Here is a 25,958-nt window from a genome sequence, read left to right as displayed (position 1 = left end):
TCTGATTTGAAAGGGACTGAAAAAATGGGACGGATGCAGATGGAACTGCACACCGGTATAGAACTGGCGGTTGCCATGGTACAGCAGCAAACGCTGCCAGAGCTGCTGCGCACCGCTACAAAACAACTGGAGACTGCCTTCGGGCTGACTCGTTGCTGGGCACTGGAACTGGACTTGAGCGGTCGTCTCCTACATTGCAGCGACCTCGCGGCTCAAGGCGAGTTCGATTGCAGTGATTTCAGTCACCCGTTCAGTCATATTCTGCAAACCGGGAAGCCCCGGGAACTGACTCGTGCGGCCAGCTATCGGCTGGATCATCCGGGGTTTCAGGACTTGTTCGAGACCAGCAACCGGCCGCGATCGCTCTGGCTGGAGCCGCTGAAAGGGGCCGACGACAGAATCCTTGGAATCCTGGTGATGTGCCGGGATGGCGGTGACTGGGACGGTATCGTCAGCCAACCGCTTTATCGGGGGTTGAAAGAGCTGCTGACCCTGCTGTGGGTTGCGCGGTTGCAGAGCCGTGATGAAGGCTGGCAGCGGCGCTTTCTCAAACGCTCCCTGGATCAATTGAACGACAGCGAATCCTTGAGACAGAGAAGCGAACAGCTGTCCAGAACGCTGGTTGGCAACTCTCTCGTGATGAACCAGCTCCGGGCCCAGGTCATTCGTGCTGCCGGCAGCCGATTGTCTGTGCTGGTTCAGGGTGAGACGGGCTGTGGCAAGGATGTCGTTGCCAGAGGCATCCATGAGATGTCCGAGCGCGGCATTGGCCCCCTTATCATTGTCAATTGCGCGGCGATACCCGATACCCTGCTGGAAAGCGAACTGTTCGGCCATACCAAGGGCGCGTTTTCCGGCGCTGAGCAGAACAAGGAGGGCCTGCTGGCCCAAGCCAATGGCGGCACCCTGTTTCTGGACGAAATCGGGGATATGCCTATGGCATTGCAGTCGAAGCTTCTGCGAGTGTTGGAAAGCCGACAATTCCGGCCCCTTGGCGCAAGCCAGGAGCAACACTCCGATTTCCGTTTGGTAGCCGCCACTCACCAGCCCCTGCAACAGAGCATTGAAAATGGGCGTTTTCGCCGGGATCTGTTTTACCGCTTGAACCAGTTCCCGCTGCGCATTGTGCCGTTGCGGGAGCGCCCAGAGGATCTGGAGGCGCTGAGTAGACACTTCATTCGTTTGTATACAGAGCGGGAAGGTGCCGGGCCTCAAGGCATCAGCAGCCACGCTTTGCATACTCTGGCCAGGTATGAGTTTCCGGGCAATGTACGGGAGCTACGCAACATTATTGAACTGGCCTGTTTGCAGACCCCGGCGGGAGATGACATACAGCCGGAACTGCTCAGGCTGGAGGATCCGTTTTGCGCCTCCGGAACTGGTATGTCCGCAGAAGTCGAGCCCAAGACCATGACGGGCGTGCCCACCTCCAACGATATTCGGGACCTGAAGGCTGCGGCTCAGGCTTTTGAGGCGGCGGTCATTCGGGAGCGTCTCCAACAGTATGGTGGCAATCGCGCCCAGGCGGCCGAAAGTCTGGGGCTGCCCAAGCGGACTCTGGCTCACAAGTGCCTGAAGTATCAGGTATCGGAGTCATGAAATTGGTGCGAGGTCATTTGCCGATTTCGGCTGTGTTTATGCTCATCCTGGTTTTACCTGTGTCGGCCAGCGAACTCGAGGAAGCCCGTGCCTGCGTGAATAAGGTTGACCGGTTGGCGCGCCTCGCTTGCTTTGATCGGGTTTTTGCGACGCCGTTGGTGACTTCGTCAACCGTACTAGCTCCCAGGTCGAACCAGCCCGAACGTTGGCGTCAGGCTTTCGCCCAGGCCAGTCAGACTGACACGGCAATCTATCGGGATACCGGGCGGGCGGCAGGGTTGCTGGTGACCGTTCCTGCGCTCGGGGTCAAGCCTCCCCGGCCGTTGCTGGTGTTGCAGTGCCAGAACAACATCACCGAGCTGTCGGTCATGCTGCCACGGGCACTCAATGCGGAACGGGTGCGAGTGGCTATCAGCAATCAGCGCGCGGCCAATTGGCGGGTGCGGGATGGTGGATTCGTCGTCAGTGGCGGTCGGGGGCTTCCGTCGATACGAACCGCGAAAGCGATGCTTGGCGAACCCGATATTCGTGTTAATGCACAGCGCAGCGAACTGGATGGTCTTGTGTTTGACCTGACCGGATTTGAAACAACCATTCGCCCTGTACGTTTGGCGTGTGGCTGGTAGAGGGCAAGGAGGCTGAGTGTGCAGATCATAGTGCAGCATCCCTATGTTGAGCAGGTTCTGGATCCGATTGCCGGCGAAGATGGCGTTGGTGAGGCCCTGGAAGAGGATGCAACGCTGGAGTTCCTGGAAGACGAGATCATGAAAGTGGGATCGCTTGCCCACAACAAGATCGATTGGGTGAAAGTGGAATCGGAGGCGCTGAGGCTGCTTTCGGATCGGAGCAAGCATCTCAAGGTGTTCGGTTTTCTCCTGTTAGCACTCCAGCGCGGAGGCAACGGCGAGCGGTTCGCGTTGTCGCTGTATCTGCTACACCGGGTACTGGATAGCTGGTGGGATCAGGCCTGGCCGTATCCTGGTGAAAAAGGAACCCGTGCCCGCAGGATGATGTTCACCCAGATGCTCCAGCGCGCTGAGAAGGGAGTGGAGGGTCTGAGTTTTGACGGTGGCGCCGGGGATGGACGTAGTTACTGTATAGATCTCCTTTCAACGCTGGTGGGCCAGGCTGAACGGCAGGGACTTCCCGATGAACTGTTGCTGGATATCACGCGCAGTATCGAGAGGCTCGAAATGATTGAGCCAACGGGAGCCGGCGGCACCGAGCCCCAGACAGCGGCAAGCGACACCCCTGCGGCTCGCTCAAAGGAAGCGGAATCGAGGCCGGGGCCTCCAGGCTCACTGGGCCAGCTCACCCTGGACCCGGGCAATGAGCGGGCGACCCGGCAGAGTTTGCTGAAGGTGTCTGAAATGCTGACCACCAGTGAACCTGACAGCCCACTCGGCTATCGGATGCGACGCTATGCCATCTGGTTGGGCGTCACTAACGCGCCACCCACCCGGGATGGTAAGCGGACCGATCTGGCTGCGGTCAGCGGAGATCGGGTTGCCGAGTATCAGGAGGCCCTGGAAAAAGCGCCGGATCTCGGCCTCTGGCAACGGGTGGAGCAGAGCCTCTCTGTCAGCCCGTTCTGGCTTGACGGGCATTGGCTGAGCGCCCGCATTGCCTCGGCACTCGGTAACGAACCCTGTGCCGAGGCCATTCGCGAGGCGTTGAGGGAATTTGTCGAGCGCCTGCCGCAAATCCCGGAGCTTACGTTCAATGACGGCACGCCTTTTCTGAGGAGGGAAGCTGCAGGTTGGCTTTGGGCGTCGCCGTCAAACGGAAGTGGTGGTGGTGCCGAAGCCAATCCCTGGGATAAGGCCTATGAAAAGGCCCGGGAACTACTCGCACAAAACGCATTGAACGATGCCTTGCAGCTGATGGAGAAGGGGCTCTCGGATGCTCGTCAACCGAGAGAGAGGTTTTACTGGCGGCTTTCCAATGCGCGGGTATTACGGGATGCCGGGATGGCGTCGCTGGCGGCTCATCAGATCGAGGATATGCGTCGTCAGATTCAGGGGCGGGAGCTTGAGGAGTGGGAGCCGGAATTGATCAAGGTTCTCGAAAGGCTGGCCTGAGTTTTTTAAAGGATTGATTGCAGGAATGGATACCATGTGGAGAAAGGCTTTACTCGTAGGTCGCTGGCTACTTCCTTACATCCGCGGTGCGGCACCGATCATTCTGATGTTGGCAGTAATCGCACTGCTGGTAGCCACCTGGTGGCTGGCCCCCCGTTGGTCGTTCAATGGAGGATATCCATTTGCGGCTTGGCAGATGCGGGCTCTGGTGACACTGGCCGTGGTGTTACTGGTAGCCATGGTCTGGGGCATCATGCTTGCGCGCCGCCTCCGCAAGGTCAACCTGGAAAAGGCCGATCAACAGCGGGAGCAGGAAGACCCCATCCTGCCCATGGAACGCAAACAGCAACGCCTTCTGGACCGCCAGTTGGCGGCCCTGAAGAGCAATCTCCCCGGTCGTAAGGGACTCTATCGTCTGCCCTGGTATCTGGTCATCGGATCGGAGGACGCCGGCAAAACCAGCCTGATTCAGCGAGCGGGCCAGACCTACACACTGACGAACGTCACCCGAAACAACCGCACCGATCGCAATCCGTTTGGGTTTGACTGGTGGATAGGAGATGACGGTGTGCTGATTGACCCGGATGGTGCGTTGTTGGACCAGAATCCGGAGCAGGGTGAAAGTGCCGAGGTGCAACAGCGATTATGGCAACACTTCATGAGCTGGCTCGAGCACAATCGACCGCAGCGGCCTCTGAACGGTGTGGTCGTGACGGTCGACCTGGCTGAACTGAGTATGCTTGGCGAGCAGGAGCGTGAGGGCAGGGCGATATTGCTTCGAACACGACTCCGTGAGCTGATGGACCAACTGGGCTCCCGTTTGCCGGTTTATGTCAGCTTTACCAAGATGGACCTGCTGTACGGCTTTGCTCCGTTTGCCCGCTCTCTGGATAAGAAGGAGAAGGAGCAGGCGCTGGGCTTCACGTTTACGATCGGCAATGGGTCCGATCAGGACCATTGGCTCGACGAGTTTTCGGAGCAGTTCACGTTGCTGGTTGAAGGCCTGGGAGACCGGCTTCCGAAGATTCTGGCAAACACACGGGATGCAGAAGAGCGTGCGGCGGCCTACTCCTTCACTCGTCAGATGGCGGGGCTCAAGCCTGTACTCGAACATTATCTGACACAACTGTTGTCGGCGGACGCCTTCTCCACACCCGCTCTGGTGCGTGGAACCTATTTTACGTCCGTCTTGCAGGAAGGGGTGCCCGAGGATGCGTTCGTGTCGGCGGCGGCTGCAAATTACCGGATGGTCGGGCCCATTCAGCCGGCGCAGCGCTCTGGCAAGTCCCTCAGCCTGTTTACCCGTCATCTGTTCCCCGGAATCATATATCCGGAGGCTGGGCTGGCCGGCGATAACCGGCGGGTTGTGCAAAGGCGTCAAAACCGAATCGCCATGGCCAGTGTGGTAGCCATTTTTGCGGGCGCCGGAATGATTGCGGGCTGGCAGCATTACTTTATTCGTAACGCCGAAGCTGCAACAGAAGTAGAGGCCCGGGTGCGTGCTTTTGTGGATGACTGGCAGCCGGTGGGAGTTGAGCCCGATTCGACTGGCCGCAACCTGTTAGAACCTTTGGATGAACTTCGCGAAGCGATGCTAGCGTTCGGAGGCTACCGTGAAGAGTGGCCAATGGTGGCCCAGATGGGACTCTACCAAGGTCATCGTATTGGCCCGAAAGTGGAGGCCTCCTACCTGGATATGCTTTCCTATCAGTACCTTCCGGCCATTATGCTCGGCGTGATGACTGAGATGAGCAAGGCATCTCAAGATAGTCATGAACGACTGGAGCACCTTCGAGTACTGCGGATGCTCTACGACGGCAGCGGTCGTCGTGAGAACATAGTAACCCGTTACATGAGCGATTTTTGGCAGCGTCATTTCCCGGGCCAACGGAATGTGCAGAAAAGACTGATGGACCACCTCCGATACGCAATGGCTCATACGGATCTTGCCAGGATGGCAGAGCACGGCGACGAGACGGCTGACATGGTTTTGGCGCCCTTCCGGAGTACGGTTCGATGGGCTCAGAATGAGTTGGGGCGTGTGTCGACATCTGATCGAGTCTATCGGGACCTCGAGATCAGTGCCGATCAGCAGTTCGAGGCACCGCTTGACTTGGCCAGAGCGTCCGGACCGGCGTTCAGTTCTTCGTTCCAGACGGCGGTTGCATCGGACAAGTCAGCATCTGATGGCTTTCGAACAACTGATCCGCTGGTAATTCCGGCTCTCTTGACCCGAGAGGGACTTAACAAATGGTTTCTTGGACAGTCTCGCTCTGCGACGGAGCTGGCCCTTATAGATGCCTGGGTTCTGGGGCGTCGGGACGATGTGCATTTCAGCGACGCCGATGAAGAGGAACTCCTGGCACAGTTGCAAACGCGTTATGCGAAACATTACGTCGATGCCTGGAGAGGGGCGCTGAGTCATTTTACGGTTCGAAGATTCCAGGACCTCAATCACGGTGTCCGAATTCTTGAGTGTCTGAGTAGTGGGGATCGACCACTGGCCCGATTGTTGGAAAAGGTGCGGGATAATACGGTTTTCATACCTCAAACAGGCGGAAATACAGAGACGGGCGGTAATATCCTCGAACAATCGCCGCACCTTCGAATGTTGAACGACATACAGCGGCAGTTTTCGGATCTTAATCAACTCACCCGGAAAGTGGGCGACCAGCCTAGTGGACTGGAACAGATCACGAAGGTCCTCAGTGATCTCCACCAATACCTGCGGAATATCCAGGAAGCCCCTGATGTTGGCAAGGCAGCTCTCGCAGCTGCGCGGGCCAGGCTTGGTCTCCAGGGGGCGGATCCAATTTTCGTGCTACAACGCATGGCGGATAATCAGCCGGAACCCCTGAAGAGAATTCTCCACCGCGTCGCGAATGAAAGTTGGCGCGTGGTGCTGGATCAGGCGGTGGCTCAACTCGAGCGGGAATGGTATCGGAACGTATTCCAGCCGTTCCAGCAGAACCTGGCCGGTCGTTACCCGCTTAGCCCGGACGCAACAGAGAGTGTCGCGTTGGCGGATTTCGAACGTTTCTTCGGTTCGGACGGAATCCTTGAGACGTTTTACGAAAACAAACTGAAACCCTTTCTCGAAGACTATCCCGAGCAGGTTGCACATGCCAGAACGAGGAGTCTGGTGCGCCGTGACGTGCTGAAAGCTCTTGATCGCGCAAAGCGGATCAGGTCCGCATATTTCACCCTGAACGGGAATCTTGATGTTGAGTTTGCCCTGGAACCCCTCAATCTGTCTGCAAACAAGCGCCGCAGTGTCGTGAACGTGGACGGCCAGTTGGTAGAGTTCAGTCACGGACCACGTCAGAACACCCCGTTGGTTTGGCCAAACACTCTGCGGGACACGGTTGAAAGCCGAATTACGCTGGTTCCGGTACAGGTCAACCGGTCGCCCCGAAGCCTGTCCGAAAGCGGTCCATGGGCGTTGTTTCGTCTGCTGGATCGTGCGGACATTACGGGTGTCAGCGATAGTGCGGTGGATGTTCGCTTCAAAGTGGATGATGGAGAAATGCGCTATCGCTTGCATGCTGCCAGTAATATCAACCCGTTCACGCAGCAGTTATTGGCAGGCTACCGTTTACCCCGAAGCTTATATTAAATCCGCTCGCTTTCTGAATGATTGCAACCGCTAAGGCAAAGGAATTGCCATGTCCGTCCTGAATCAGAGCATATTTCTGCGAACAGTCTTATTAGTACTGGTTTCTGTCACTACTGACGTCCATGGGGCGCCGCCAGAATTACCCCTGGCGAATGTCTATCATCAAGGGACCGACCTGAGTGAGTATTGGGTCAGTGAAAAGCTGGATGGTGTTAGGGCTTACTGGGATGGCGAGCATCTCTGGTCGCGAGGAGGGCATCAATATCAGAGTCCGGAATGGTTCACCAAGAGGTTCCCTGACGATCCATTAGACGGAGAACTCTGGCTGGGACGAGGTCGATTTTCTGAGCTGTCCGGGATTGTTCGTACACAGGTTCCAGTTGACCAGGATTGGAGGAGGGTCTCCTTTCATGTGTTTGATCTTCCTATGCAGAACACGCCCTTTTCGGAGAGGTATGAGGAACTGAGGGCTATCGTGGCAGACTCGGGTTCCCCATATCTGGCGCTTGTTCGCCAGCATCCCATTTCCTCCCACCGAGCCCTGATGGAGCAACTTGACCAGACCGTCGCTGCCGGCGGAGAGGGGTTGATGCTCAAACGTAAGAAGAGTCTGTACCTGGGCGGTCGTTCGGACGATCTTTTGAAGGTGAAACCCTTTCAGGATCGCGAAGCGGTTGTGGTTGAGCAGATCCCGGGCCGGGGTCAATTCGAGGGGATGATGGGTGCACTGTTGGTCGAACTGCCGAGTGGCCGCCGTTTCCGTATCGGTACTGGTTTCTCAGACGCCGAACGTGAGTCTCCTCCTGAGCCAGGTCAGACAGTGACGTTTAAATTCCATGGATACACTTCGTCTGGTTTGCCCCGCTTTGCGAGCTATTTGCGGATCCGGGACGATGAGCCCTAACTTCCTTTGTTTTGGTGAAGGTGGCGGTTTGTTGATGTGCAACGGTCTGGTAAAGCTATTGCAGGTCCCATCCCTCCGCTTGGATTGCAAAGCCAAGGTAGAGGAATCAGAATATACCAATTATTGGTATATTAAGGAGCCGGCTATGCAGAAAAACACCAGCATTACTCTTGGTCAGCATTTTGATTCATTTATTGCAGATCAATTGAAGAGTGGTCGATACAGCTCAACAAGTGAGGTTGTTCGTGCAGGGTTACGTCTGCTGGAAGAATCTGAAGCTCGTCTGGAATCTCTTCGTAGATTGCTTAAGGAAGGCGAAGAGAGTGGTTTTGAGGAATATTCATACGATTCGTTTATTCGTGAACTTGACGACGAAGGACGCTGATGTCGAATTTCAAGCTCTCCAGGAAGGCTAAAACTGACCTTAGATCAATTGCACGGCACACGGAAACTAAATGGGGTCGGGAACAACGGAACCACTATATTCTTCAGTTCGACCATTGCTTCCACCTTTTGAAGGATAATCCGAAATTGGGCCAAACCTGTTTTGAGATAAGCCCCAATTATCGTCAGTATCCGCTGGGCAGTCATATTATTTTTTACAAGATTTCCCTGGATAGTGATGTCGAAATTATCCGCATCCTTCACGAGCGTATGCTGCCTGAAGAGCATCTGATTTAGCAGGGACAGAGCCGGGCTTTACTGTTCTGTTTGTCAATGAAGTTATGAAGAGCCATTCGTGGAAAAAATGAAATAAGGGCGTAAGAGCTGCGTGGATTCTCCCTCACGCCCCGTTCATGGTCGTATTACTGCACGTTCTCCAACTCCCCAAACCGTTCCGCAAACAGTGCGGATGAAAGGTAGCGCTCGGCGGAGTCGGGCAGGACCACCACGATGTTCTTTCCCTTGTGTTCCGGCTGTTTGCTCACGCGGATGGCGGCTGCAACGGCTGCGCCGCAGGAGATGCCGCAGAGAATGCCTTCTTCCTGCATGAGGCGGTGCGCCATGTCCATGGCTTCTTCGTTCGAGATCGCTTCCACCTGATCCACCAGATCGAGATCGAGGTTCTTCGGCACGAAGCCGGCGCCAATGCCCTGGATCTTGTGAGGGGCTGGCTTGGGATCTTCGCCGTTCATTACCTGGGTAATAACCGGTGAGTCGGTAGGCTCGACCGCCACGGTGGTGATCTGTTTGCCCCGGGTTTCCTTGATGTAGCGGGAGACGCCGGTGAGGGTGCCGCCGGTACCGACGCCCGCGACGAACACATCTACGGCACCGTCGGTATCGTTCCAGATTTCCGGACCGGTGGTGTCTTCGTGGATGCGAGGGTTGGCCGGGTTCTGGAACTGTTGTGGCAGGAAATGGTTGTCCGGATCGGATGAAAATATTTCCTCGGCTTTGGCGATGGCGCCCGCCATGCCTTTGGCCGGTTCGGTAAGGACCAGGTCGGCGCCCAGCGCCTTGAGGACTTTACGCCGCTCCAGGCTCATGGACGAGGGCATGGTGAGGATCAGTTTGTAACCCCGTGCGGCGGCCACGAACGCGAGGGCGATGCCGGTGTTGCCGCTGGTGGGCTCCACGATGGTCATGCCCGGCTTCAGGGTGCCGCGCTTCTCGGCGTCCCAGATCATGGCGGCGCCGATGCGGCACTTCACCGAATAGGCCGGGTTACGGCCCTCGATCTTGGCCCAGATGGTGGCGCCGTCGTTAACCCGGTTGAGCCGGACCAGGGGTGTGTTCCCGATGGACAGGGAGTTGTCGTCATAGATGTTGGCCATTGCGTTCTCCTTTTTGCTTTTTGAGGCCATCATAGCACCCCGGCACCGGGCTGTTAGGGCTCTCGGCGATGATCTGGGTTAACCCAACTCGCTGTTGATCCAGGCGGAGAGCTGGGCTGCGGGCATGGCGCCACTCTTGCGCGCAACTTCCCGGCCGCCCTTGAACAGGATCAGGGTGGGAATGCTGCGAATGCCGTATTGGGCTGACGCCTGCTGGGCCTGTTCGGTGTTGAGCTTGGCAAACGCGACCTTGCCGGCCCATTGCCGGGCGGCCTGTTCGAATTCCGGGGCCATGGCCTTGCACGGTCCACACCAGCTGGCCCAGAAATCCACCAGCACGGGCAGGTCGGACTGGCCGACATATTTGGCCATGGAGGCGTCATCCACGTTGGCCACGTCGCCGTTCAGCAGGGGCTTCTTGCAGGCGCCACAATTGGGTTTGTCCGCCAGTCGGGCAGCAGGAACCCGGTTGGTTCTCAGGCAGTGTGGGCACTTGATCTGGAGAGGGTCAGACATCAATAGGTCCTCGGTTAATCACTCTGTTAATTCAGATAGTGCCCGCCGGGGCTGAATTCAAGTCGCTGTCACGTTGCGACCGGTGTAGTCGGAGAAGTCCGGCTTTTGCGGATGGTGGGCATCGTCGGTCATATAGGCGGACGTCAGAATGAATTCCGCGGTGGCCCGGTTGCAGGCGACGGGGATGTTCCACAGCGCCGCGATGCGCAGGAGTGCCTTGATATCGGGATCGTGGGGCTGGGGTTCCAGCGGATCCCAGAAGAAGACCAAGAGGTCGATTTCGCCTTCGGCGATTTTGGCGCCGATCTGCTGGTCGCCGCCAAGGGGGCCGCTCAGCAGGCAGGTGAGATCGTCACGTTCCAGGCTGTCTCGCAGCAGCCGGCCGGTGGTGCCGGTGGCATAGAGTCGCAGAGGGGCCAGGCGGGTGCGGTTGGCCCGGGCCCAGTCCACCAGTTCCTGTTTCTTGTTGTCGTGCGCCACCAGGGCGACGGATTTTACGGCCATTTGCGGTAAAGTCTCCTGTCTGGGAATGTCGATGTGTGCTCAGTGTTCCACAACGGCGCGGTACGCGAAACTGGAAAGAGGTTTTATGGAAACACCGACTTTTGACTGGCAACACACGCCGGCCGCTGTCTGGCGTCGGCATCGGTCCGGCCTGCGGGCGATTCGTCGGCTTGATCCGATCACCTGGGACGACCTGACGGGGATTGACCGACAGAAGCAGGCCCTGGCCCGCAATACCGAGCGGTTTCTGGCTGGGGAACCGTCCAACAACGCGCTGCTCTGGGGTTCCCGTGGGACCGGGAAATCCTCCCTGATCAAGGCGCTGCTGAACCGGTATCGGGAGCAGGGGCTCCGGATGATCGAGGTCGACAAGGACGATCTCGTCAACCTGCCCGAAATTGTCGACGACATCTGCGACCTGCCGTTCCGGTTCGTGATTTTCTGCGACGATCTCTCGTTCGACGTTGGCGAATCCGGGTACAAGGCGCTGAAAAGCGTGTTGGAAGGGTCTCTGGAATTGCCGCCTGAGAATGTGCGGGTGTTCGCCACGTCCAATCGCCGCCACCTGATGCCGGAATTCATGAGCGATAACCTGAAGAGCGAAGTCCGGGATGGCGAGCTGCACCCGGCCGAGGCCATTGAGGAGCAGGTGTCCCTGGCGGATCGGTTTGGTCTGCAGCTGTCTTTCTACCCCTTCTCCCAGGACGTCTACCTGCAAGCGGTGGATGCCCTGTTCCCGGACGTTCAGGATCGGGAAGCGCTACACCAGGAGGCGATCCGGTTCGCCACCGGCAAGGGGGTTCGCAACGGCCGGACAGCCCAGCAGTTCTACCGCCAGATGGCGGGGGATGCCCGCTTTATCTGATGCCTACTGGCGTCGGGCCATCCGGATAAACCGGTGATGGATGGTCCGTATGCCCAGGAATACCGCCACCATAATGACCGGGATGGCGATGCCGAGCACGAGGCTTTTATTGAACACCAGGCCGGCATCGTAGAGGGTGTCCAGACCGAGCTTCAGCAGGCCAACCAGGTAGTAGGAAATCGCCACTACGGAGAACCCTTCTACCGTATGCTGCATCATGAGCTGGATGCGTGAGCGCCGATCCATGGAGGCCAGCAGTTGCTGGTTCTGGCTCTGGATGGCCATTTCCACGCGGGTGCGCAGCATGTCAGAGGCGCGGTCTACCCGTCGGGACAGATCTTCCAGCCGTTCGCTGACCGCTTCGCAGGTTTTCACCGCCGGGGTCAGCCGCCGGGTCATGAATTCGGTCAGCGTGAGGTGTCCGGACAGCTCGTCTTCGCGCAGTTCGTCGAGCCGGGTCAGCACCAGCTGGTGGTAGGCCCGCGTGGCGGAGAAACGGAAGGTGGAATGGGCCCGGAACGCTTCGATGCGGGCGGCAATATGGCTCAGCTCCTTCAGCAGACCCGGTTCGTCCACCGCCTGGTTGTCCGCCAGTGCCTGGTTGATCGTGGCCAGCTGCTGGTCCATGTCGTTCAGGAACGGCGAAATGTCCCGTGCCACCGGCAGGGCCAGCAGGGACATTAACCGGTAGGTCTCGATTTCCATCAGGCGTTGGGTGAGTCGCCCCAGCTGGCTGTCCGACATCTCGTGATTGAGCACCATGAATCGGCCAAAACCGTCGCTGTGGAGCCGGAAGGTACCCCATACCCGGGCGGCCCCTTCCTGCGGGCTGCTGCCCACCAGCCTCAACCCTTCGAAATGCTGGCGAACGTAGGCCAGGTCGTCTTCCGCATCGTTTGACGAGGGCCGGATCTCTACGTGAAACGCGGCAATCACGGTGCCGACGAGCTGCGCCAGCCATCCGTCAGGCAGGGGCGAAACGCCGGTCTCCACAAACGGTTCGCGATCCGACTCGGCGAGGTTGGTGAAGGTATAGGATGCGAACTCCATGTGCATTTCCCGCCGCACCCGCAAGGTGCCGAAGGTTTTCTCGAAACACCCCACGTCCTCGCTGGGTTCGGGGTAGCCCAGCTGGCGATGCAGCTGACACAGATGCTCGAATTGCTGAAGTTTCTGCTCCGGCGTGGTGAGAACAGCGATCTGGGTCACCCGGGCCCGTGTTGGCAGTACCTGGAACGGGCGCGAATGCAGCTCGTTGTAGAGCGTCTGTCTCAGGGGGTGGACGTCCAGTTGATTCAGTGGCGTGCTCACAAGGCGTTCCGGTGCTTCAGGTGGGTGTATTGGGGATAATAACCCGGAAGCGGACACCGTCAATGCGACCAAGGGACTCATTGGCGGCCTCCACACGGCCACCATGGTAGTCGGCAATCAGGCGCACAATCAGCAGGCCCTGGCCGAGGTGGCCTTCACCATTTCCGTCACGATGCGAGATAAAGGCGCCGAAGATGTCGGCGGAGTCGCCGCCCGGGAGCTGTGAGCCCTCGTTGAACACCGACAGTTCGAGTTGTCCGGGTACGGATTTGAGGGCGACTTCAATCAGCCCCTGCCGCGGCGTGAAATCCCGCGCGTTGTCCACCAGTTTGTCGAGCAGTTGCACCATGTGTTCCGGTGAGCCAAGCATGGGGCAGCCCTGATTCGGTCCCTGGTACCGGATGACATGCCCAGGATCGAGACTCTGGTAGGCGCTGGTGGCCTCTGCGGCGACCTCGGCCAGGTCGAAGGGCTCCTTGTCGGCATGGTCAAAACTCTGTTCCAGTCTGGCCGCTTCACTCATGCCGTGAAGTATCTGCTGGAGCCGCTGGGTGGCTGTGCTCGCCCGGTCGAGATACTGCTGGCGTTCCTCGTCGGATTCGGCGTGGCCCAGGTTTTCCAGCGAGGAGCGGACCACCGCCACGGGTGTTTTCAGTTCGTGGGACAGTCGTCGGGAGAAGCTTTCCAGGTAGCGGTTATAGCCATGCAGGCGCTGCACCATCTGGCCGAAGTGCGCCTGCAGCTGGCCCAGTTCGTCGCCCGTCCGCGGCTGTGGCAGGGTACCGGTGATGCGACCGTCCTCGTCCACGGTGTCGTTCACCAGTTTCTGGAGACGGGTGATGCGCCAGGACAGCCAGCTGGCATAGCCGAGCAGCACCAGGGTCAGACTGACAATGATCAGCGTGCTCCGGGCAATCACCGAGCCCAGGGTCGAGCCGGACAGACTCAGGAGCTGATCGATGGATTGTTCCAGGACCAGGGTGCGACCACCGAACAGGGATTGGGTGGTCAGGAGCCAGCGACTGCCATCCGGATGCCGCACCAGACCCTCCGTGGGCAACTGGGCGGTTTGCAGCTGGCGTTCCCCGGTGTCGATCTGTTCGGGATCCGGCTGGTAAAACTGAATCAGCTGACGCAGGGCGTTCAAGCTGATCTGTTCAATCACCTGCATCGGGCTGAGGCTGTCAAAATCGGGCGAGGGCGTGTCCGTGGGACGGTCCGTGTCGGCAATCACCCAGCCTGCCGGTTCGATGATCCGGGCCTGTTGACCCGCGCTGAGCTGGCGGAACAGCGCCCGCTCCAGTGCAGCGTCCGGCTGGAACACAACGGGTAACGGCGAGGTGCCCGTTCCGGATGCCATTGACGGCCCCCAGCGGGCCTCGAAGCCAAGGCGCGAATAGGCCGATGGCAAGGGCATTTGCAGTTCCAGCTGCCAACCGCCGGCGACCGCCTGCCAGGCGCCCTTGATCCGATAGTCGGGGCGGTAGGGCCGGGGTTCGCGAAGGGCGTAAAGCTCGCCCGGGGCGGAAGGCCTCAGGAGCCAGCCGTCCCGTCCCGATGCTGCGTCTACCCGCACTGCCGAGGGTTGCAGCCACAGTTGGACTCGATCATGGGGTTGTTCCGGCGAGCCGGGATTATAGAACGAGGTCGGGTGGCCGAGGCGTAACAGCAGGTAGAGATACTGACCTTCGCTGGCGGCCTGCCACTTGAGGGTTGGCGTACCGGGCCCGCTTTCGGAGGCCGTCTGCCAATACTGAGCACTGCCGTTTTCATCGTAACCGGGCCAGTCCGCGGCATAACCGTCCAGTTCCATGGGCTGGTCCACAGGGGTGACGTACAGGATCGGTGTATCGCTGGTGACCGGCGGGATGCCCACGAGCTGGTCTCCGGCCAGATCGGCGAGCCGTTTTGCCTGGTTGTCCAGCTGTTGGCTGGCCTGGTCCCGCAGGGCGGTATCCAGTTCAAGGACGAACTTCAGGCCCGCCCAGGGAATGAGCAGCATCAGCAGGCTGGCGATGAACAGCTGGCGTTTTAGGCTCAAAAGTCAGGCCTCATGGGCATTCCAGCGATAGCCCATGCCGTAGGCGGTCTGGATACCATCGAACTCGTTGTCCAGCTGGGCAAATTTCCGTCGAATCCGCTTGATGTGGGAGGTCACGGTGTTGTCATCCAGAACGGTACTGGCCGCCTCCATGAGCTGATCCCGGCTGCGAACGTGGCCGGGATGCCGGGCGAGGGAATGGAGCATCCAGAATTCGGTAACCGTCAGGTCCACGGGCTGGTCGTTCCAGGCGACGGTCATCCGGTCGACGTTGAGGGTCAGCCGTCCCCGGTGCAGGATTTCGTCCGGCTTTTGCAGTGCCTGGGCCCAGGCATCGGCCCGTCGCAGCAGGGCGGTGACCCGGGCCAGGAGGTGGTCGATGCTCATGTCCTTGGTCACATAGTCGTCGGCGCCCAGGCGAAGGCCGTGGACCGTGTCTATGTCGCTGTCCCGCGCGGTCAGGAAGATGATCGGGAGCGTCATCGACAGGGCCCGAAGGTCCTGACACAGCGTGAATCCACCCTCGGGCTCTTCTCCGAGACCAACATCGATGATGGCCAGGTCCGGCAGTTCCTGCCGCAGCGCCTGGTAGGCCGATGCCCGGTCACCGAACGCCGAGACGCGATAGCCCCGCCGTTCGAACGCGGCTCTGTAATTGTCCCGGATGCCCGGTTCGTCCTCGATCAGAACAATGTGCTTTTTCATGGGTCCCTGCTGTGGTTCGTGACTGTCCTTATTTAACCACGCCATCGGGTCAGAACAAGAACCGGGGCGGCCCCTGCCACAATTGATCATATTTCGCCGCCGGATTGTCGCAGTCTGCCACGGTATCTGCCTTCGGGCTTGCTGAAATCGTTGCCATCCATGGGATTCACCAAATGAAGGATGTTGCGATGATGCTTTCCCTGAACCTGTTACGGATGGACCGGACGAATACACGAGCCTCGCGGAGGCTGCGACGCCTTGTGGAGGGGATTACCCTCTGGTTGGCGTTCCTGATGTTGCTGTTCGTCCAGCCCCTGTATGCCGATGCGGCCACTGCGGACGAGGGTGAGGCCGGCGTATTGCACTTCGTCGACGCCAGCGGGCGATACCGGCAACCGGCGCTGGTGCTCGGGAGCCAGTTCGACGTCACCGTCAGCGGGATGATTGCACAGACACGATTGGTGCGACGCTTCCGTAACACCAGCGACCAGTGGCAGGAAGGTGTGTTCGTGTTTCCGCTGCCCGACAAGGCCAGCGTGTACGATCTGGCAATGGTGGTGGGCGAGCGCAGGATCGAGGGAAAGGTGCGGCCCCGGCTCGCAGCCCGGAAGGAATACGCCCGGGCGAAGCAGACCGGGCACCAGGCCGTGAATGTCGAACAGCAGCGTCCCAACCTGTTCACCGCCCGGATTGCGAACATTCCCCCGGGTGAGACCGTGACCGTCGACATGGCCTATCAGCAGCCCGTCCAGTACCGCAATGGCATTTTTGAGCTGCGCTTGCCCACGACCCTGACGCCCCGCTTTATGCCGGGCCCGCCCGTCGAGGAAGCCCAGCCCGATCAGTGGCAGTCCGGCTGGGCACTGGCCACCCAAGTGGTGCCCGACGCTGGTGCCATCAGCCCGTATACCGTGACGCCGACCGATGTTGCCTCTGACAGTCATCGGGCGGATATCGATGTGGAGATCCAGGCCGGTGTGCCACTGACCTCAATCACCAGCCCCAGTCATTCGCTGGACACTCGCCGCGATGGCGGCACCGTTCAAGTGTCTCCGACAGGACATAAGGTGCTGATGGATCGGGACTTCGTACTCCGTTGGCAACCGGCTCAGGGGTATGCGCCCGTCGCCGCCGTGTTTCACGACCAGTTCGAAGGCGAGGACTACCTGATGACAATGGTGTTGCCGGGTAAAACCGGCCAGACGCCGCTGCCCCGGGATCTGGTTTTTGTGATCGATACGTCCGGTTCGATGGCCGGTGAATCCATTCGCCAGGCCCGGTCGGCGCTGGACCGGGGCCTTGCAACCCTGCGTGCGGGTGATCGTTTCAACGTGATCCAGTTCAACAGTCAGCCCCATGCGCTGTTTATGGAACCGGTGGCGGCCAATGCCAACAATCTCGCCCGCGCACAACGCTATGTTCGCAATCTGAGTGCGGATGGTGGCACCGAAATGGCATCGGCCCTGACACTGGCCCTCGGGTCGTCCGCCGGGGATAAAGAGCCGGAAGCAGGTCGGGTACGCCAGGTGGTGTTCATGACCGACGGTGCGGTTGGCAATGAGGCGGCACTGTTTCGACAGATTCGTGCCCAGCTCGGTTCCCAACGGCTGTTCACGGTGGGCATTGGTTCCGCGCCAAACCAGTACTTCATGAGGGAAGCGGCCAAATGGGGGCGGGGCACCTATACGTCGGTGGGGGATCCTTCGGATCTGGAGGGGCCATTGAAAGCCTTGTTTGCGGCCATGTCCTCGCCGGTTCTGACCGATATTCAAACGTCGTGGCCCGCTGGTGCAGAGGCCTACCCGGCGCGGCCGGGGGACCTGTTTCAGGGAGAGCCGCTCATTCAGGTGGTCAAGGGGGTGCCCGCCAGTGGCACGCTGACGGTCTCCGGCCTCAGTCCGGATGGAGAGCGCTGGTCGCGATCCCTGGATCTGCAGCAGGCCGCGCCGGCGCAGGGCCTGCATCGTCGGTGGGCCCGTGCCCGGATCAACAGCCTGCTGGATCAGGCGGAACTGGCCAACGAAGAACCCGATAAGGCGGAGATTACCCGGCTCGCCATGGCCCATACACTGGCTTCGCCCTACACCAGTTTCGTGGCAGTGGATACCACACCGGCGAGGGCGGCGGACGTGCCCCTCGCACGCGAGAGCATACCCACGCTGCTTCCCAAAGGCAGTCAGGCGGGTATGCTTCGGTACCCGCAAACGGCCACCCTGGCGCCGTTATTGACGGCTGTTGGCCTGGTGGGCCTGATGTTCTCCCTGGCCATTGCGCTCCTGCGCCGGAGGGCAGTGGCATGAATCGCTGGCTGCTCAGTCTCTTCACAAGCTCGGCAACGGTGCTGGTGTTTGGCCTGTGGATTCCGCTGAAAGCACTGGTGGCCCAGGAGCTGCTTGAACTGGCATGGGCCGAGACGCAGGCCCGTCAGACCGACACCCGGCCCTGGCCCTGGGCGGATACCTGGCCAGTGGCACGGATGAGCTGGCCCGACCTGTCGGAGTCCATGATCGTGCTGGAAGGCGCATCCGGCGAGAGTCTGGCGTTTGGCCCCGGCCGCCTCCTTGGAAGTGACCGGGGGCCGGGACCGATCGTGATTGCCGGTCATCGGGACACGCATTTCCGGCACCTGAAAGCCCTCAAGACGGGAAGCGCTATCCGGCTGCAGGCCCGTTCGGGGGCCTGGAAAGAGTTCCGGGTGACGGATACGCAGGTGGTGGACAGCCGTTCGGGCAGGATCGATGCTGGCCGCCTGCCCTCCGACACCCTGATGCTGGTAACCTGCTATCCCTTTGACAGTCTGGAGCCGGGCGGCCCAATGCGTTACGTCGTGACCGCCCATGCCAAGGGGGCATTGGCTGGCCACTGGCGGGAACAAATTGATACTGTTGCGGGACTATAGCCCTGGCGTACACTTGTACGCTTTGTTTCGATAACAGAGATCGTTTTACACATGGGTGTTCTGAGAAAATTACTGGCCTGGCTGAGCGTGCCGGTGGTCTGTCTGTTTGCATTGTTGCTGTATTGCGCGCGTCCGTTCAATCCGGATAACAATCGTCTGCTGGGCTGGACGGTAGCCCGGGTTGGTCGGTGTCTCCTTGGTATGAAACGTCCGGTTCAGGGCCGGGAGAATATGCCGCTGGATCGTCCGACCGTTGTCATTGCCAACCACCAGCACAACGACGATCTGTTCATCATGGGCGATCTGTTGCCCCCCCGTACGGTTACCGTTGGCAAGTCTGCGCTGGTCTGGGTGCCGTTCTTCGGGCAGGTTTTCTGGCTGGGAGGCAATGTGGTACTGAACCGTTCGCGGTCGCAGAAAGCCGTCGCCATCATGCAGACCGTCGGCGACACCCTTGCCCATGATCGAAAAAGTCTCTGGGTGTTCCCGGAGGGGACCCGCAGTCATGGTAAGGGGCTTGGGTCTTTCAAGAAGGGCGCATTCCATGCTGCCATTGCTTCCGGTCTTCCCATCACCATGGTGTGCGCCAGTGAGTACGCGGACCGGTCTTGCGGTCTCAGTGGTCGTCGGGAGCCGGTGGCCGTCCGGATTCTGCCTCCGGTAGAGACCCGCGGACTGACGCCGGCCGATCTGCCCGACCTGATGGCCCGGTGTCATCAGCAGATGGCCGACGCCATTGCCTCCATCACCCCGGCCGCTTCCGTTCGAAGTGCTTGAAGCAAAGCCTGGAACAGGGCAGTCTTTGCGGGGTCCTCATGTAATGTGAATCATCCTCAGGGAGAGGCAAACAATGAACCTGATTCTGTTTCTGATTATTGGCGGTGTGGCAGGCTGGCTCGCCGGTCTGATCATGAAGGGACGTGGATTTGGCGTCCTGGCGAACATCGGCATCGGGATCGTGGGCTCGATGATCGGCGGCTTTCTGTTCGGCCTGTTTCAGCTCTCGGCCCATGGCGCACTTGGGCGTCTGGTCACTGCCACCGTCGGGGCAGTGCTGCTTCTGGCGATAGTGAATAAAATCAAAAAGGGCTGAACATGATCGTACCCGTCACTGGAGTATTCGCGGCTGTCCTCGGCCTGTTGTTGCTGGTGCTTTCCGGCCAGGTGGTGAAGTATCGGCTGAAGTACCGCAAGGGCCTGGGCGTGAACGACGACCAGGATTTTGAGGCCGCCGTCCGGGCCCACGCCAATCTGGTAGAGTATGCTCCCCTGGGCCTGCTGATGCTCGGATTTGCCGAGTTGAACGGTGTGTCCGGCGCGTTGATCTACTGGACCGGTATGGCGCTCGTTGTTGGCCGGATTCTGCACGCATTTGGCATGATTAACGGCCGGGGTGGTCCCCACAAGGCCCGCATGATTGGCATCCTGCTGACCTGGCTGTCGATTCTGGTGGCGGCGCTGTTGCTACTCTGGAACGTCTGGCAGGTATACGGCGGCTGATCGGCCGCCCGGACGGGAGAGTGCTCCCCCGTCCCGTTGAGACCGTTTCTAGAGGGCCTGAGCCATGTCCTGGCTCAGGTACTCGAGTTCGACCCGTCGATTGGCAGCATGGTCCTCGGGACGCGCCAGCGGCCGGGTAGAGCCCCAGTGAGCCAGAAGAATCTGGTTTTCCGCCACGCCTTCCTGCATCAGAAGCTTCGCGACCGAGTGCGCCCGCAAACGGGACAGAAACCGGTTGTAGTCCTCCCCACCGAAATTGTCGGAGTGTCCGTGAATCCGGACCTTCAGTCCGGGATATTGCCGGAGGTACGCGGCGTGCTGTCGAATCATCGCCAGATCCTCGGAACCGGGCGCGTGACGATTGAAACCGAAGTGGAATTTGAGGCGGTGGGGCCTGTGATCCGGAGAGCTGGCCATCGCCGACATGAAACCAGAGGCCACTGCGGCCTTCGCGAGCAGTTCCGGGGTGTCTAAAACAAGTACGGTCATGTGCAGTATCCTTGATCTCAATATCCGGTTGTTCTTGTTATTCCCGCTTACTATTCGTCGTGGCGGGAATAACGGCAATAGGCGAATGGTCGATAAGACATTGGTGCCTTCCCTGACAGGTACCGATTGAATGTCATTTCTGTGACTGTCTTGTGACGGCCATCCCCATAGCCTGTATTTGAACGCGAAAAACAGTCAGCGCTGTGGTAAAACAGGGGCCTATCAGGGACCGATTGTGATGAATTGTGGCCACCCATGCTGATTATTCCCGCCGAAAAGGCTGTTGACTGGAAACGCCCTCCCTGGGCAACCCTCACATTGATGCTGCTCTGCTTCCTGGTGTTCGTTTTCTACCAGGGCGAAGACAGACAGAAACTTCAGAACGCCGTCGATGCCTACCTCGATGCCGACCTGCAACGGTTGGAAGCGCCCGTCTATGAGGACTATCTGCAGCGCAGGATCCGGTTTGATGGCGAGCAGGACCGCGTTCAGGAACTCCAGGACTTCCGTTCCCTGCAAGAGCAGAACGCCGAGGAATGGGTGGCGGTCACGCTGATGATGGACCGGCCCTTCTACCAGTACCTCCGAGACAATCAGGACGTGCTCTGGGCACCACGCGATCAGGCCTACTGGCAGCAGCACCGGGAAGAGATCGAGCAGGACTTTATCAGCCGCCTCAGTGCCCGCCAGATGGGACTGGTGCCTGCGGACATCAAGCTGTATACCCTCATTTCCTACCAGTTTCTCCACGGAGGCTGGGGCCACATCATCGGTAACCTGATCTTTCTGTTTCTGCTGGGTTTTACGGTGGAGAAGGCCCTGGGGCCGGGACGCTTTCTGCTGTCGTATCTGCTCTGTGGTGCGCTGTCCGGGCTGGTGTTTGCCGCGGTTTCTGCCGGTAGTGGCACGCCACTGGTGGGAGCGTCGGGGTCAATTTCGGGCCTGATGGGGATGTATGTGGCCATATACGGGCTGCAGAAGATCCGCTTTTTCTATTTCCTGGGTGTGTATTTCAACTACTTCCGTGCACCGGCGCTGGCCATGTTGCCGGTCTGGCTAGGTAAGGAAATCTATGACTACTGGTTTGCCGGTGCCACCGGTGTCGCTTACATGGCCCATGTGGGAGGGCTGGCTGCGGGTGCAGCGCTTGTCTGGGCCTTTGGCCGGTCGTGGCTGCAGGTGCAGGAAACCTTCTTCGAGCCGGAAGAGGACGTCATTGATAACCGGTTCGCGACCAGCTACGGCCAGGCCATGGCGAGCCTGGGCAGAATGGAATTCAAGCTGGCCGAGAAGCAGTTCCAGGCGCTGCGGGAACACTACCCGGACCGTCCGATCCTTCTGGAGCATCTGTACCAGCTCGCCAAGCTGCGCCCGGACTTGCCTGCCTATCGGGAGCGGGCGCGCGAGTTGATGAACGAGACCCAGAGCCGCCAGCAAACGGAGCGGATGACCGAGGTGTGGCGCGAGTACCTGAGCAAAGGGGAAAGTTTCCAGCCACTGGACGCGGAAGACCATAACCGGGTGCTCTTCGCCAGTTTGAAAAGGCAGGACCTGAGCCTGGCCGAGAAAGCGTTCGAACGCCTGCGCGCCACCGGAAACACTCTGCTCGCCGATGAGGCCTGCCGCCTGCTCATCCAGGAGTTTGAAAAGCTCCAGATGGAGCCGAAGGCACGGCATTACCGTCAGTTGCAGGGCGGTTGAGCCCCCGGCCTGACGCCGACCATCCTCAGGGAACGGCGTTATTCGGAGACCGCGAAGGTGGCCTTCGGACCTTTCAGCGGCTGTTTCTGCCTGGCCTGCTCCAGGTAGGTGTCGACCTGCCCGTGAAGCGGATGCCCCGCACAACGCTTCTGCACAAACGTCAGGAAGGCAGAAGCCTTCTCCCACTGTCCCAGCCCATTGGCGAGCGCCTGCGCGGCCAACAGATAGGCCGGTGCGAGCTGATCGCTCTCCGGGAAGCGTTTGTGGAAGTCCTGAAGCAGGCGCAAGGCCGGCTTGTATTCTCCCCGTAGATACAGTGCACGGGCACAGCGCACCGCCAGCTCGGGATCGTCCAGTCGGAACGCCGGTTCGGCTTCCTGCAATAGGCTGATGGCTTCGGCAATGGCCTCGCCATCGTTCCGATCGGCCAGCCAGCCGAGTATGCGCGGATGGTAGCGGTACAGTTCCTGGATGTCCCGTCGGGCCATGACCAGATGGTACAGCTGACCGATCCGCAGGGCGTTCTGTGAATCCCGCTTCAAGGCCTCCTTGAGCATCGACTGTGCCCGGTCGTAGTTGCCGTCCTTCAGGTTCATATCAAGGTCGGCATCGAAGCGCAGGCTTCGGTCTTTTGCGGAGGGTTCGGCCGCCGAAGACTCCTGCACGTCCGCCGCAAAACCCAGCTCCTCCTGATACTGGAACAGCAGATAGCCCAGCATGTGGAACAGGATCAGGGTAAAGGTACTGTTCAGAAAGCCGGTCAGCGGCTGGGACAACCAGCGCGGGAAATGGGTGAGGGCCAGATCCTGGGCGGCGCCAGAGGCCAGTGTGACCAGGATCAGGTAACCGTACAGCAGGAAATAGGGTGTTCCGATTCGGGAAATCAGTGATGCCAGGTTGAACGGGTTCACGGCAGCACCGACGGAGTGCTCCATGGCCAGCACCATGATGCTGGCCGGCAGGGCGAGTACAACGAATGCCAGTGCCAGCATCATCAGGATCGGTCCGCCAAGCATGGCCGATGCACTCACCAGTCCCCCCATCAGGGCAAACACCAGCAATTGCAGAAACACGATGTCGAAACCACTGCCGGTAAAGGCCACGGAGACCGGTGGGGGCTTGAGATGGCCTTCGGCGGTATGGCTGATCACTGCATAGGTGTATTTGAACAGCGCCACTGCCAGGACAATCCAGATGATCAGCCCGATCAGATTCGCCGGAGCGATCACCGGCACCAGGGTGCAGATGGCGATCACCATCAGCGGGTCGGTGTGGAAGGGGTAGCGAAAAAACGCGCCGACCCGGTTCCAGAAGGGCACCACTTCGGTGGAAGCGCCAAGATAGCGCATGGCCTGATTACAGTGCGGGCAAAAGGCCTTGCGGTTCCGGTTGTCGGCGTCCGGCATGCAGCGGCTGCAGTAGTGGATCTGGCAGGTCTGGCAATGCCATTTGGCAGGATCTCCGGGGTGGTAATGGCAATCGTGCTTCACGGTGGGCTCGCGTCCTGGTCCTTCAGAAGTTAACAGATCGTTCATGATGACAGATGAGGAGGCATCGCGCAGCTACGTGGTTAACAGCCCGGAACGCTCCCGGTGAAAACCTTACTTTTTGTTACAACAAAGGATGATCCGGGCCAGACCTGTCGCGTATGAATACGTGGTTAAACGATTGCGAAATGCACCTATATGCCGGTGATGCAGGGACGTCGATAATCCGCGCTGGTTAACATGAGGAATTGCTGAATGTCCGGGTCTCGAACTCTCTCCTTTGCCTTGCAGGATCGTCTTGCCAGTGACCGATACCTGCTTTATATCCTGCTTGCCCATGTGCCATTCGTCGGCTTTATCGTGCCGCTTGGTCACGATACGGGCGGATTTGCACTCGGGGCCTCCGTCCTGATTGGCATCATCGCCGTCGGCGCCTGGATGGTTTTGCAGGGCAGTCGGGCCTGTTCGGCGATCTTTGCCGCCTGCCTGATGGCTTTTTCGGCCGTTATGATCCAGGCACGCCTGGGTCAGATCGAGATGCACTTCCACATTTTTGCGGCGCTGGCGCTCGTGATTACCTACCGGGACTGGTTGCCGATTGTCACCGCCGCCGGCGTGATCGCGGCGCACCACTTGATCCTGACGGCCTTGCAGCAATCTGGCGCGCAGTTCCTCGGTATGCCGTTAATGCTTTTCAATCACAATGCCACGTTCGGCATGGCATTTTTGCATGCCGGATTTGTCGTGTTCGAATCGAGTGTCCTGATTTTCTTTGCGATCCGCATGGCCGCCGAGCGTCGGGAAGCCTTGCAGATCATTTCTGTGGTTCGGACGTTTGGTGACAGCAAGGATCTGACAGGCCGCCTGGATCACGAGGGCGGAAGCCATACTGCATTGCATTTCAACGATATGATGTCCCAGTTTGGGGAGCTGATTGAGAAAGTCCGGCATCTGGCCACTCATCTGAGAACGAGTTCGGCGGACCTGACGTCCGTGAGCGAAAAAACCAGCGGCATTATCCGGGAGCAGCACGGGCAGACCGATCAGGCCGCCGCGGCGACCAATCAGATGGCCGCCACCATCCAGGAGGTGGCCCATAACGCCCAATTGGCTGCAGAAGCCGCCGGTCGAGCGTCGGAGGCGGCCTCTGAGGGGCGCACCACGGCAGACCATGCGGTAGAGCTGACGGAAGCCACCCATGGCACTCTGGGGGATGCCTCCAGCACTGTTGAACGCCTGGTGGAAAAAGTCGGATCCATCCAGAGTTTCGTGGCGTCGATCAATGAAATCTCGGACCAGACCAATCTTCTGGCCCTCAACGCTGCTATTGAAGCAGCACGGGCCGGCGAACACGGGCGGGGATTTGCCGTTGTGGCCGACGAAGTGCGAAATCTTTCCAGACGGACGCAGGAGTTCACCCAGGAAATCGGATCAACCGTTGACGAGCTCAGTGACTCCGCCGAGGCGGCCCTGGCGGCCATTGATATGGGGTTGACCCGTTCCTCTGAAACCACCCGGTCCATCCGGCAGACAGTGGAGGCCATCGCCAGGATCGAGGCCGCCATTGCCGACGTCAACGGCATGAATGAGCAGATTGCCTCGGCGTCGGAACAGCAGGCCGTCGCATCGTCGCAGATCAGCGAGAGTGTGCAGCTGGTGGCCAGCCGCAACTCGGACATTGTCGGGGAAGCGGAGGCGACCCGAACCATGGCCGAGCGCCTCGAGAGTACCATTCTGGATGTCGAGTCCCTGGTCCGGGATTATCGGACCGCCTGATTCTTCGGGCAAGGGACGTGCCGGGTATTCAGCGGACGAATGCCCGGTATTCACCGGCCCACGGTTGAACTCTGGTTAATCGGTGCAATAGTTATAGGTGACTTCACTTTCCGGAGTCTTTCCATCAGTCTGCCTTCAATTCCCGGGCAACAGGCACATCAGGGCTGATGAAAAGATTCCCGGACA

At 59.5% G+C, this 25,958-nt stretch carries 23 protein-coding genes; 15 read left to right on the top strand and 8 right to left on the bottom strand.

Translation table 11 applies throughout. The annotated features are described in order from the left end of the window. Positions 1–33 precede the first annotated feature (33 nt). Genes MLD04_RS06695 through MLD04_RS06665 form a run of 7 tightly spaced genes read left to right on the top strand, consistent with a single transcriptional unit; the run spans position 34 to position 8,881 of the window. Positions 34–1,599, top strand: a complete 1,566-nt coding sequence (locus MLD04_RS06695; protein ID WP_248156852.1) for a sigma-54-dependent Fis family transcriptional regulator — start codon at positions 34–36, stop codon at positions 1,597–1,599. Between the two features lie 38 nt (positions 1,600–1,637). Continuing rightward, positions 1,638–2,225, top strand: coding sequence for a type VI secretion system-associated protein VasI (gene vasI, locus MLD04_RS06690; protein WP_248156004.1), 588 nt, complete (start codon positions 1,638–1,640; stop codon positions 2,223–2,225). 18 nt (positions 2,226–2,243) lie between these two features. After that, on the top strand, positions 2,244–3,680 hold the full coding sequence (tssA, locus tag MLD04_RS06685; RefSeq protein WP_248156002.1) for a type VI secretion system protein TssA: 1,437 nt from the start codon (positions 2,244–2,246) through the stop codon (positions 3,678–3,680). Between the two features lie 34 nt (positions 3,681–3,714). After that, a complete protein-coding gene (tssM, locus tag MLD04_RS06680) occupies positions 3,715–7,296 on the top strand; it encodes a type VI secretion system membrane subunit TssM (protein WP_248156000.1) in 3,582 nt (1,193 codons plus the stop codon). Between the two features lie 49 nt (positions 7,297–7,345). Next, entirely contained in the window at positions 7,346–8,200 is an 855-nt protein-coding gene (locus MLD04_RS06675; RefSeq protein WP_248155998.1) for a DNA ligase, read from the top strand. Then, positions 8,190–8,585 carry a type II toxin-antitoxin system ParD family antitoxin gene (locus MLD04_RS06670; protein ID WP_248155996.1) on the top strand — a complete coding sequence of 132 codons (396 nt, stop codon included), beginning with the start codon at positions 8,190–8,192 and terminating at the stop codon, positions 8,583–8,585. The genes MLD04_RS06675 and MLD04_RS06670 overlap by 11 nt, the downstream gene beginning before the upstream one ends. Further along, on the top strand, positions 8,585–8,881 hold the full coding sequence (locus MLD04_RS06665) for a type II toxin-antitoxin system RelE/ParE family toxin (protein ID WP_248155994.1): 297 nt from the start codon (positions 8,585–8,587) through the stop codon (positions 8,879–8,881). Before MLD04_RS06670 ends, MLD04_RS06665 begins: the two co-directional genes overlap by 1 nt. 125 nt (positions 8,882–9,006) lie before the next feature. Here the strand turns inward: MLD04_RS06665 and cysK are convergent, their stop codons facing one another. The 3 genes from cysK to MLD04_RS06650 all read right to left on the bottom strand — a co-directional run bounded on the left by cysK (position 9,007) and on the right by MLD04_RS06650 (position 10,998). After that, entirely contained in the window at positions 9,007–9,978 is a 972-nt protein-coding gene (gene cysK, locus MLD04_RS06660) for a cysteine synthase A (RefSeq protein ID WP_248155991.1), read from the bottom strand. Between the two features lie 78 nt (positions 9,979–10,056). Next, positions 10,057–10,494, bottom strand: a complete 438-nt coding sequence (trxC, locus tag MLD04_RS06655; protein WP_248155989.1) for a thioredoxin TrxC — start codon at positions 10,492–10,494, stop codon at positions 10,057–10,059. Positions 10,495–10,551: 57 nt separating this feature from the next. After that, the gene (locus MLD04_RS06650; RefSeq protein WP_248155987.1) at positions 10,552–10,998 is read right to left on the bottom strand and encodes a methylglyoxal synthase; all 447 of its coding nucleotides are present in this window, start codon (positions 10,996–10,998) and stop codon (positions 10,552–10,554) included. A gap of 85 nt (positions 10,999–11,083) precedes the next feature. Here MLD04_RS06650 and MLD04_RS06645 point away from each other — a divergent pair, with 85 nt between their 5' ends. After that, positions 11,084–11,863, top strand: coding sequence for an ATP-binding protein (locus tag MLD04_RS06645; protein WP_248155985.1), 780 nt, complete (start codon positions 11,084–11,086; stop codon positions 11,861–11,863). Positions 11,864–11,866: 3 nt separating this feature from the next. On the opposite strand, the gene MLD04_RS06640 is transcribed toward MLD04_RS06645, so the two are convergent. Genes MLD04_RS06640 through pdsR form a run of 3 tightly spaced genes read right to left on the bottom strand, consistent with a single transcriptional unit; the run spans position 11,867 to position 15,920 of the window. Then, positions 11,867–13,174 carry a DUF3422 family protein gene (locus MLD04_RS06640; RefSeq protein WP_248155983.1) on the bottom strand — a complete coding sequence of 436 codons (1,308 nt, stop codon included), beginning with the start codon at positions 13,172–13,174 and terminating at the stop codon, positions 11,867–11,869. A 16-nt stretch (positions 13,175–13,190) separates the two neighbouring features. Beyond that, positions 13,191–15,215: an ATP-binding protein gene (locus MLD04_RS06635; RefSeq protein ID WP_248155981.1), complete on the bottom strand. Its 2,025-nt coding sequence runs from the start codon at positions 15,213–15,215 to the stop codon at positions 13,191–13,193. A 3-nt stretch (positions 15,216–15,218) separates the two neighbouring features. Then, on the bottom strand, positions 15,219–15,920 hold the full coding sequence (pdsR, locus tag MLD04_RS06630) for a proteobacterial dedicated sortase system response regulator (protein ID WP_248155979.1): 702 nt from the start codon (positions 15,918–15,920) through the stop codon (positions 15,219–15,221). Positions 15,921–16,093: 173 nt separating this feature from the next. Here pdsR and MLD04_RS06625 point away from each other — a divergent pair, with 173 nt between their 5' ends. The 5 genes from MLD04_RS06625 to MLD04_RS06605 all read left to right on the top strand — a co-directional run bounded on the left by MLD04_RS06625 (position 16,094) and on the right by MLD04_RS06605 (position 20,319). Next, entirely contained in the window at positions 16,094–18,220 is a 2,127-nt protein-coding gene (locus MLD04_RS06625; protein ID WP_248155977.1) for a marine proteobacterial sortase target protein, read from the top strand. Further along, positions 18,217–18,819, top strand: a complete 603-nt coding sequence (locus MLD04_RS06620; RefSeq protein WP_248155975.1) for a class GN sortase — start codon at positions 18,217–18,219, stop codon at positions 18,817–18,819. The genes MLD04_RS06625 and MLD04_RS06620 overlap by 4 nt, the downstream gene beginning before the upstream one ends. Before the next feature lie 51 nt (positions 18,820–18,870). Next, the gene (locus MLD04_RS06615; RefSeq protein WP_248155973.1) at positions 18,871–19,596 is read left to right on the top strand and encodes a lysophospholipid acyltransferase family protein; all 726 of its coding nucleotides are present in this window, start codon (positions 18,871–18,873) and stop codon (positions 19,594–19,596) included. A gap of 73 nt (positions 19,597–19,669) precedes the next feature. Continuing rightward, complete coding sequence (locus MLD04_RS06610; protein WP_008939772.1) at positions 19,670–19,912, top strand: GlsB/YeaQ/YmgE family stress response membrane protein; 243 nt, start codon at positions 19,670–19,672, stop codon at positions 19,910–19,912. A 2-nt stretch (positions 19,913–19,914) separates the two neighbouring features. Then, entirely contained in the window at positions 19,915–20,319 is a 405-nt protein-coding gene (locus MLD04_RS06605) for an MAPEG family protein (RefSeq protein WP_008939771.1), read from the top strand. Between the two features lie 48 nt (positions 20,320–20,367). On the opposite strand, the gene MLD04_RS06600 is transcribed toward MLD04_RS06605, so the two are convergent. Further along, on the bottom strand, positions 20,368–20,808 hold the full coding sequence (locus MLD04_RS06600; RefSeq protein ID WP_248155971.1) for an OmpA family protein: 441 nt from the start codon (positions 20,806–20,808) through the stop codon (positions 20,368–20,370). A gap of 255 nt (positions 20,809–21,063) precedes the next feature. Here MLD04_RS06600 and MLD04_RS06595 point away from each other — a divergent pair, with 255 nt between their 5' ends. Continuing rightward, positions 21,064–22,509, top strand: a complete 1,446-nt coding sequence (locus tag MLD04_RS06595; RefSeq protein ID WP_248155969.1) for a rhomboid family intramembrane serine protease — start codon at positions 21,064–21,066, stop codon at positions 22,507–22,509. 38 nt (positions 22,510–22,547) lie between these two features. On the opposite strand, the gene MLD04_RS06590 is transcribed toward MLD04_RS06595, so the two are convergent. Beyond that, a complete protein-coding gene (locus MLD04_RS06590; protein ID WP_248155967.1) occupies positions 22,548–23,999 on the bottom strand; it encodes a tetratricopeptide repeat protein in 1,452 nt (483 codons plus the stop codon). Positions 24,000–24,251: 252 nt separating this feature from the next. Between MLD04_RS06590 and MLD04_RS06585 the strand changes: the two genes are divergently transcribed. Beyond that, positions 24,252–25,772 (top strand): methyl-accepting chemotaxis protein, encoded by a 1,521-nt coding sequence (locus MLD04_RS06585; RefSeq protein WP_248155965.1) that lies wholly within the window; start codon positions 24,252–24,254, stop codon positions 25,770–25,772. Positions 25,773–25,958: the final 186 nt, after the last annotated feature.

This window comes from Marinobacter koreensis (assembly GCF_023156285.1).
GTDB lineage: Bacteria > Pseudomonadota > Gammaproteobacteria > Pseudomonadales > Oleiphilaceae > Marinobacter > Marinobacter koreensis.
The sequence above is the reverse complement of the archived record's forward strand: the minus strand, read 5'-3'. Positions and strand labels throughout refer to the sequence as shown.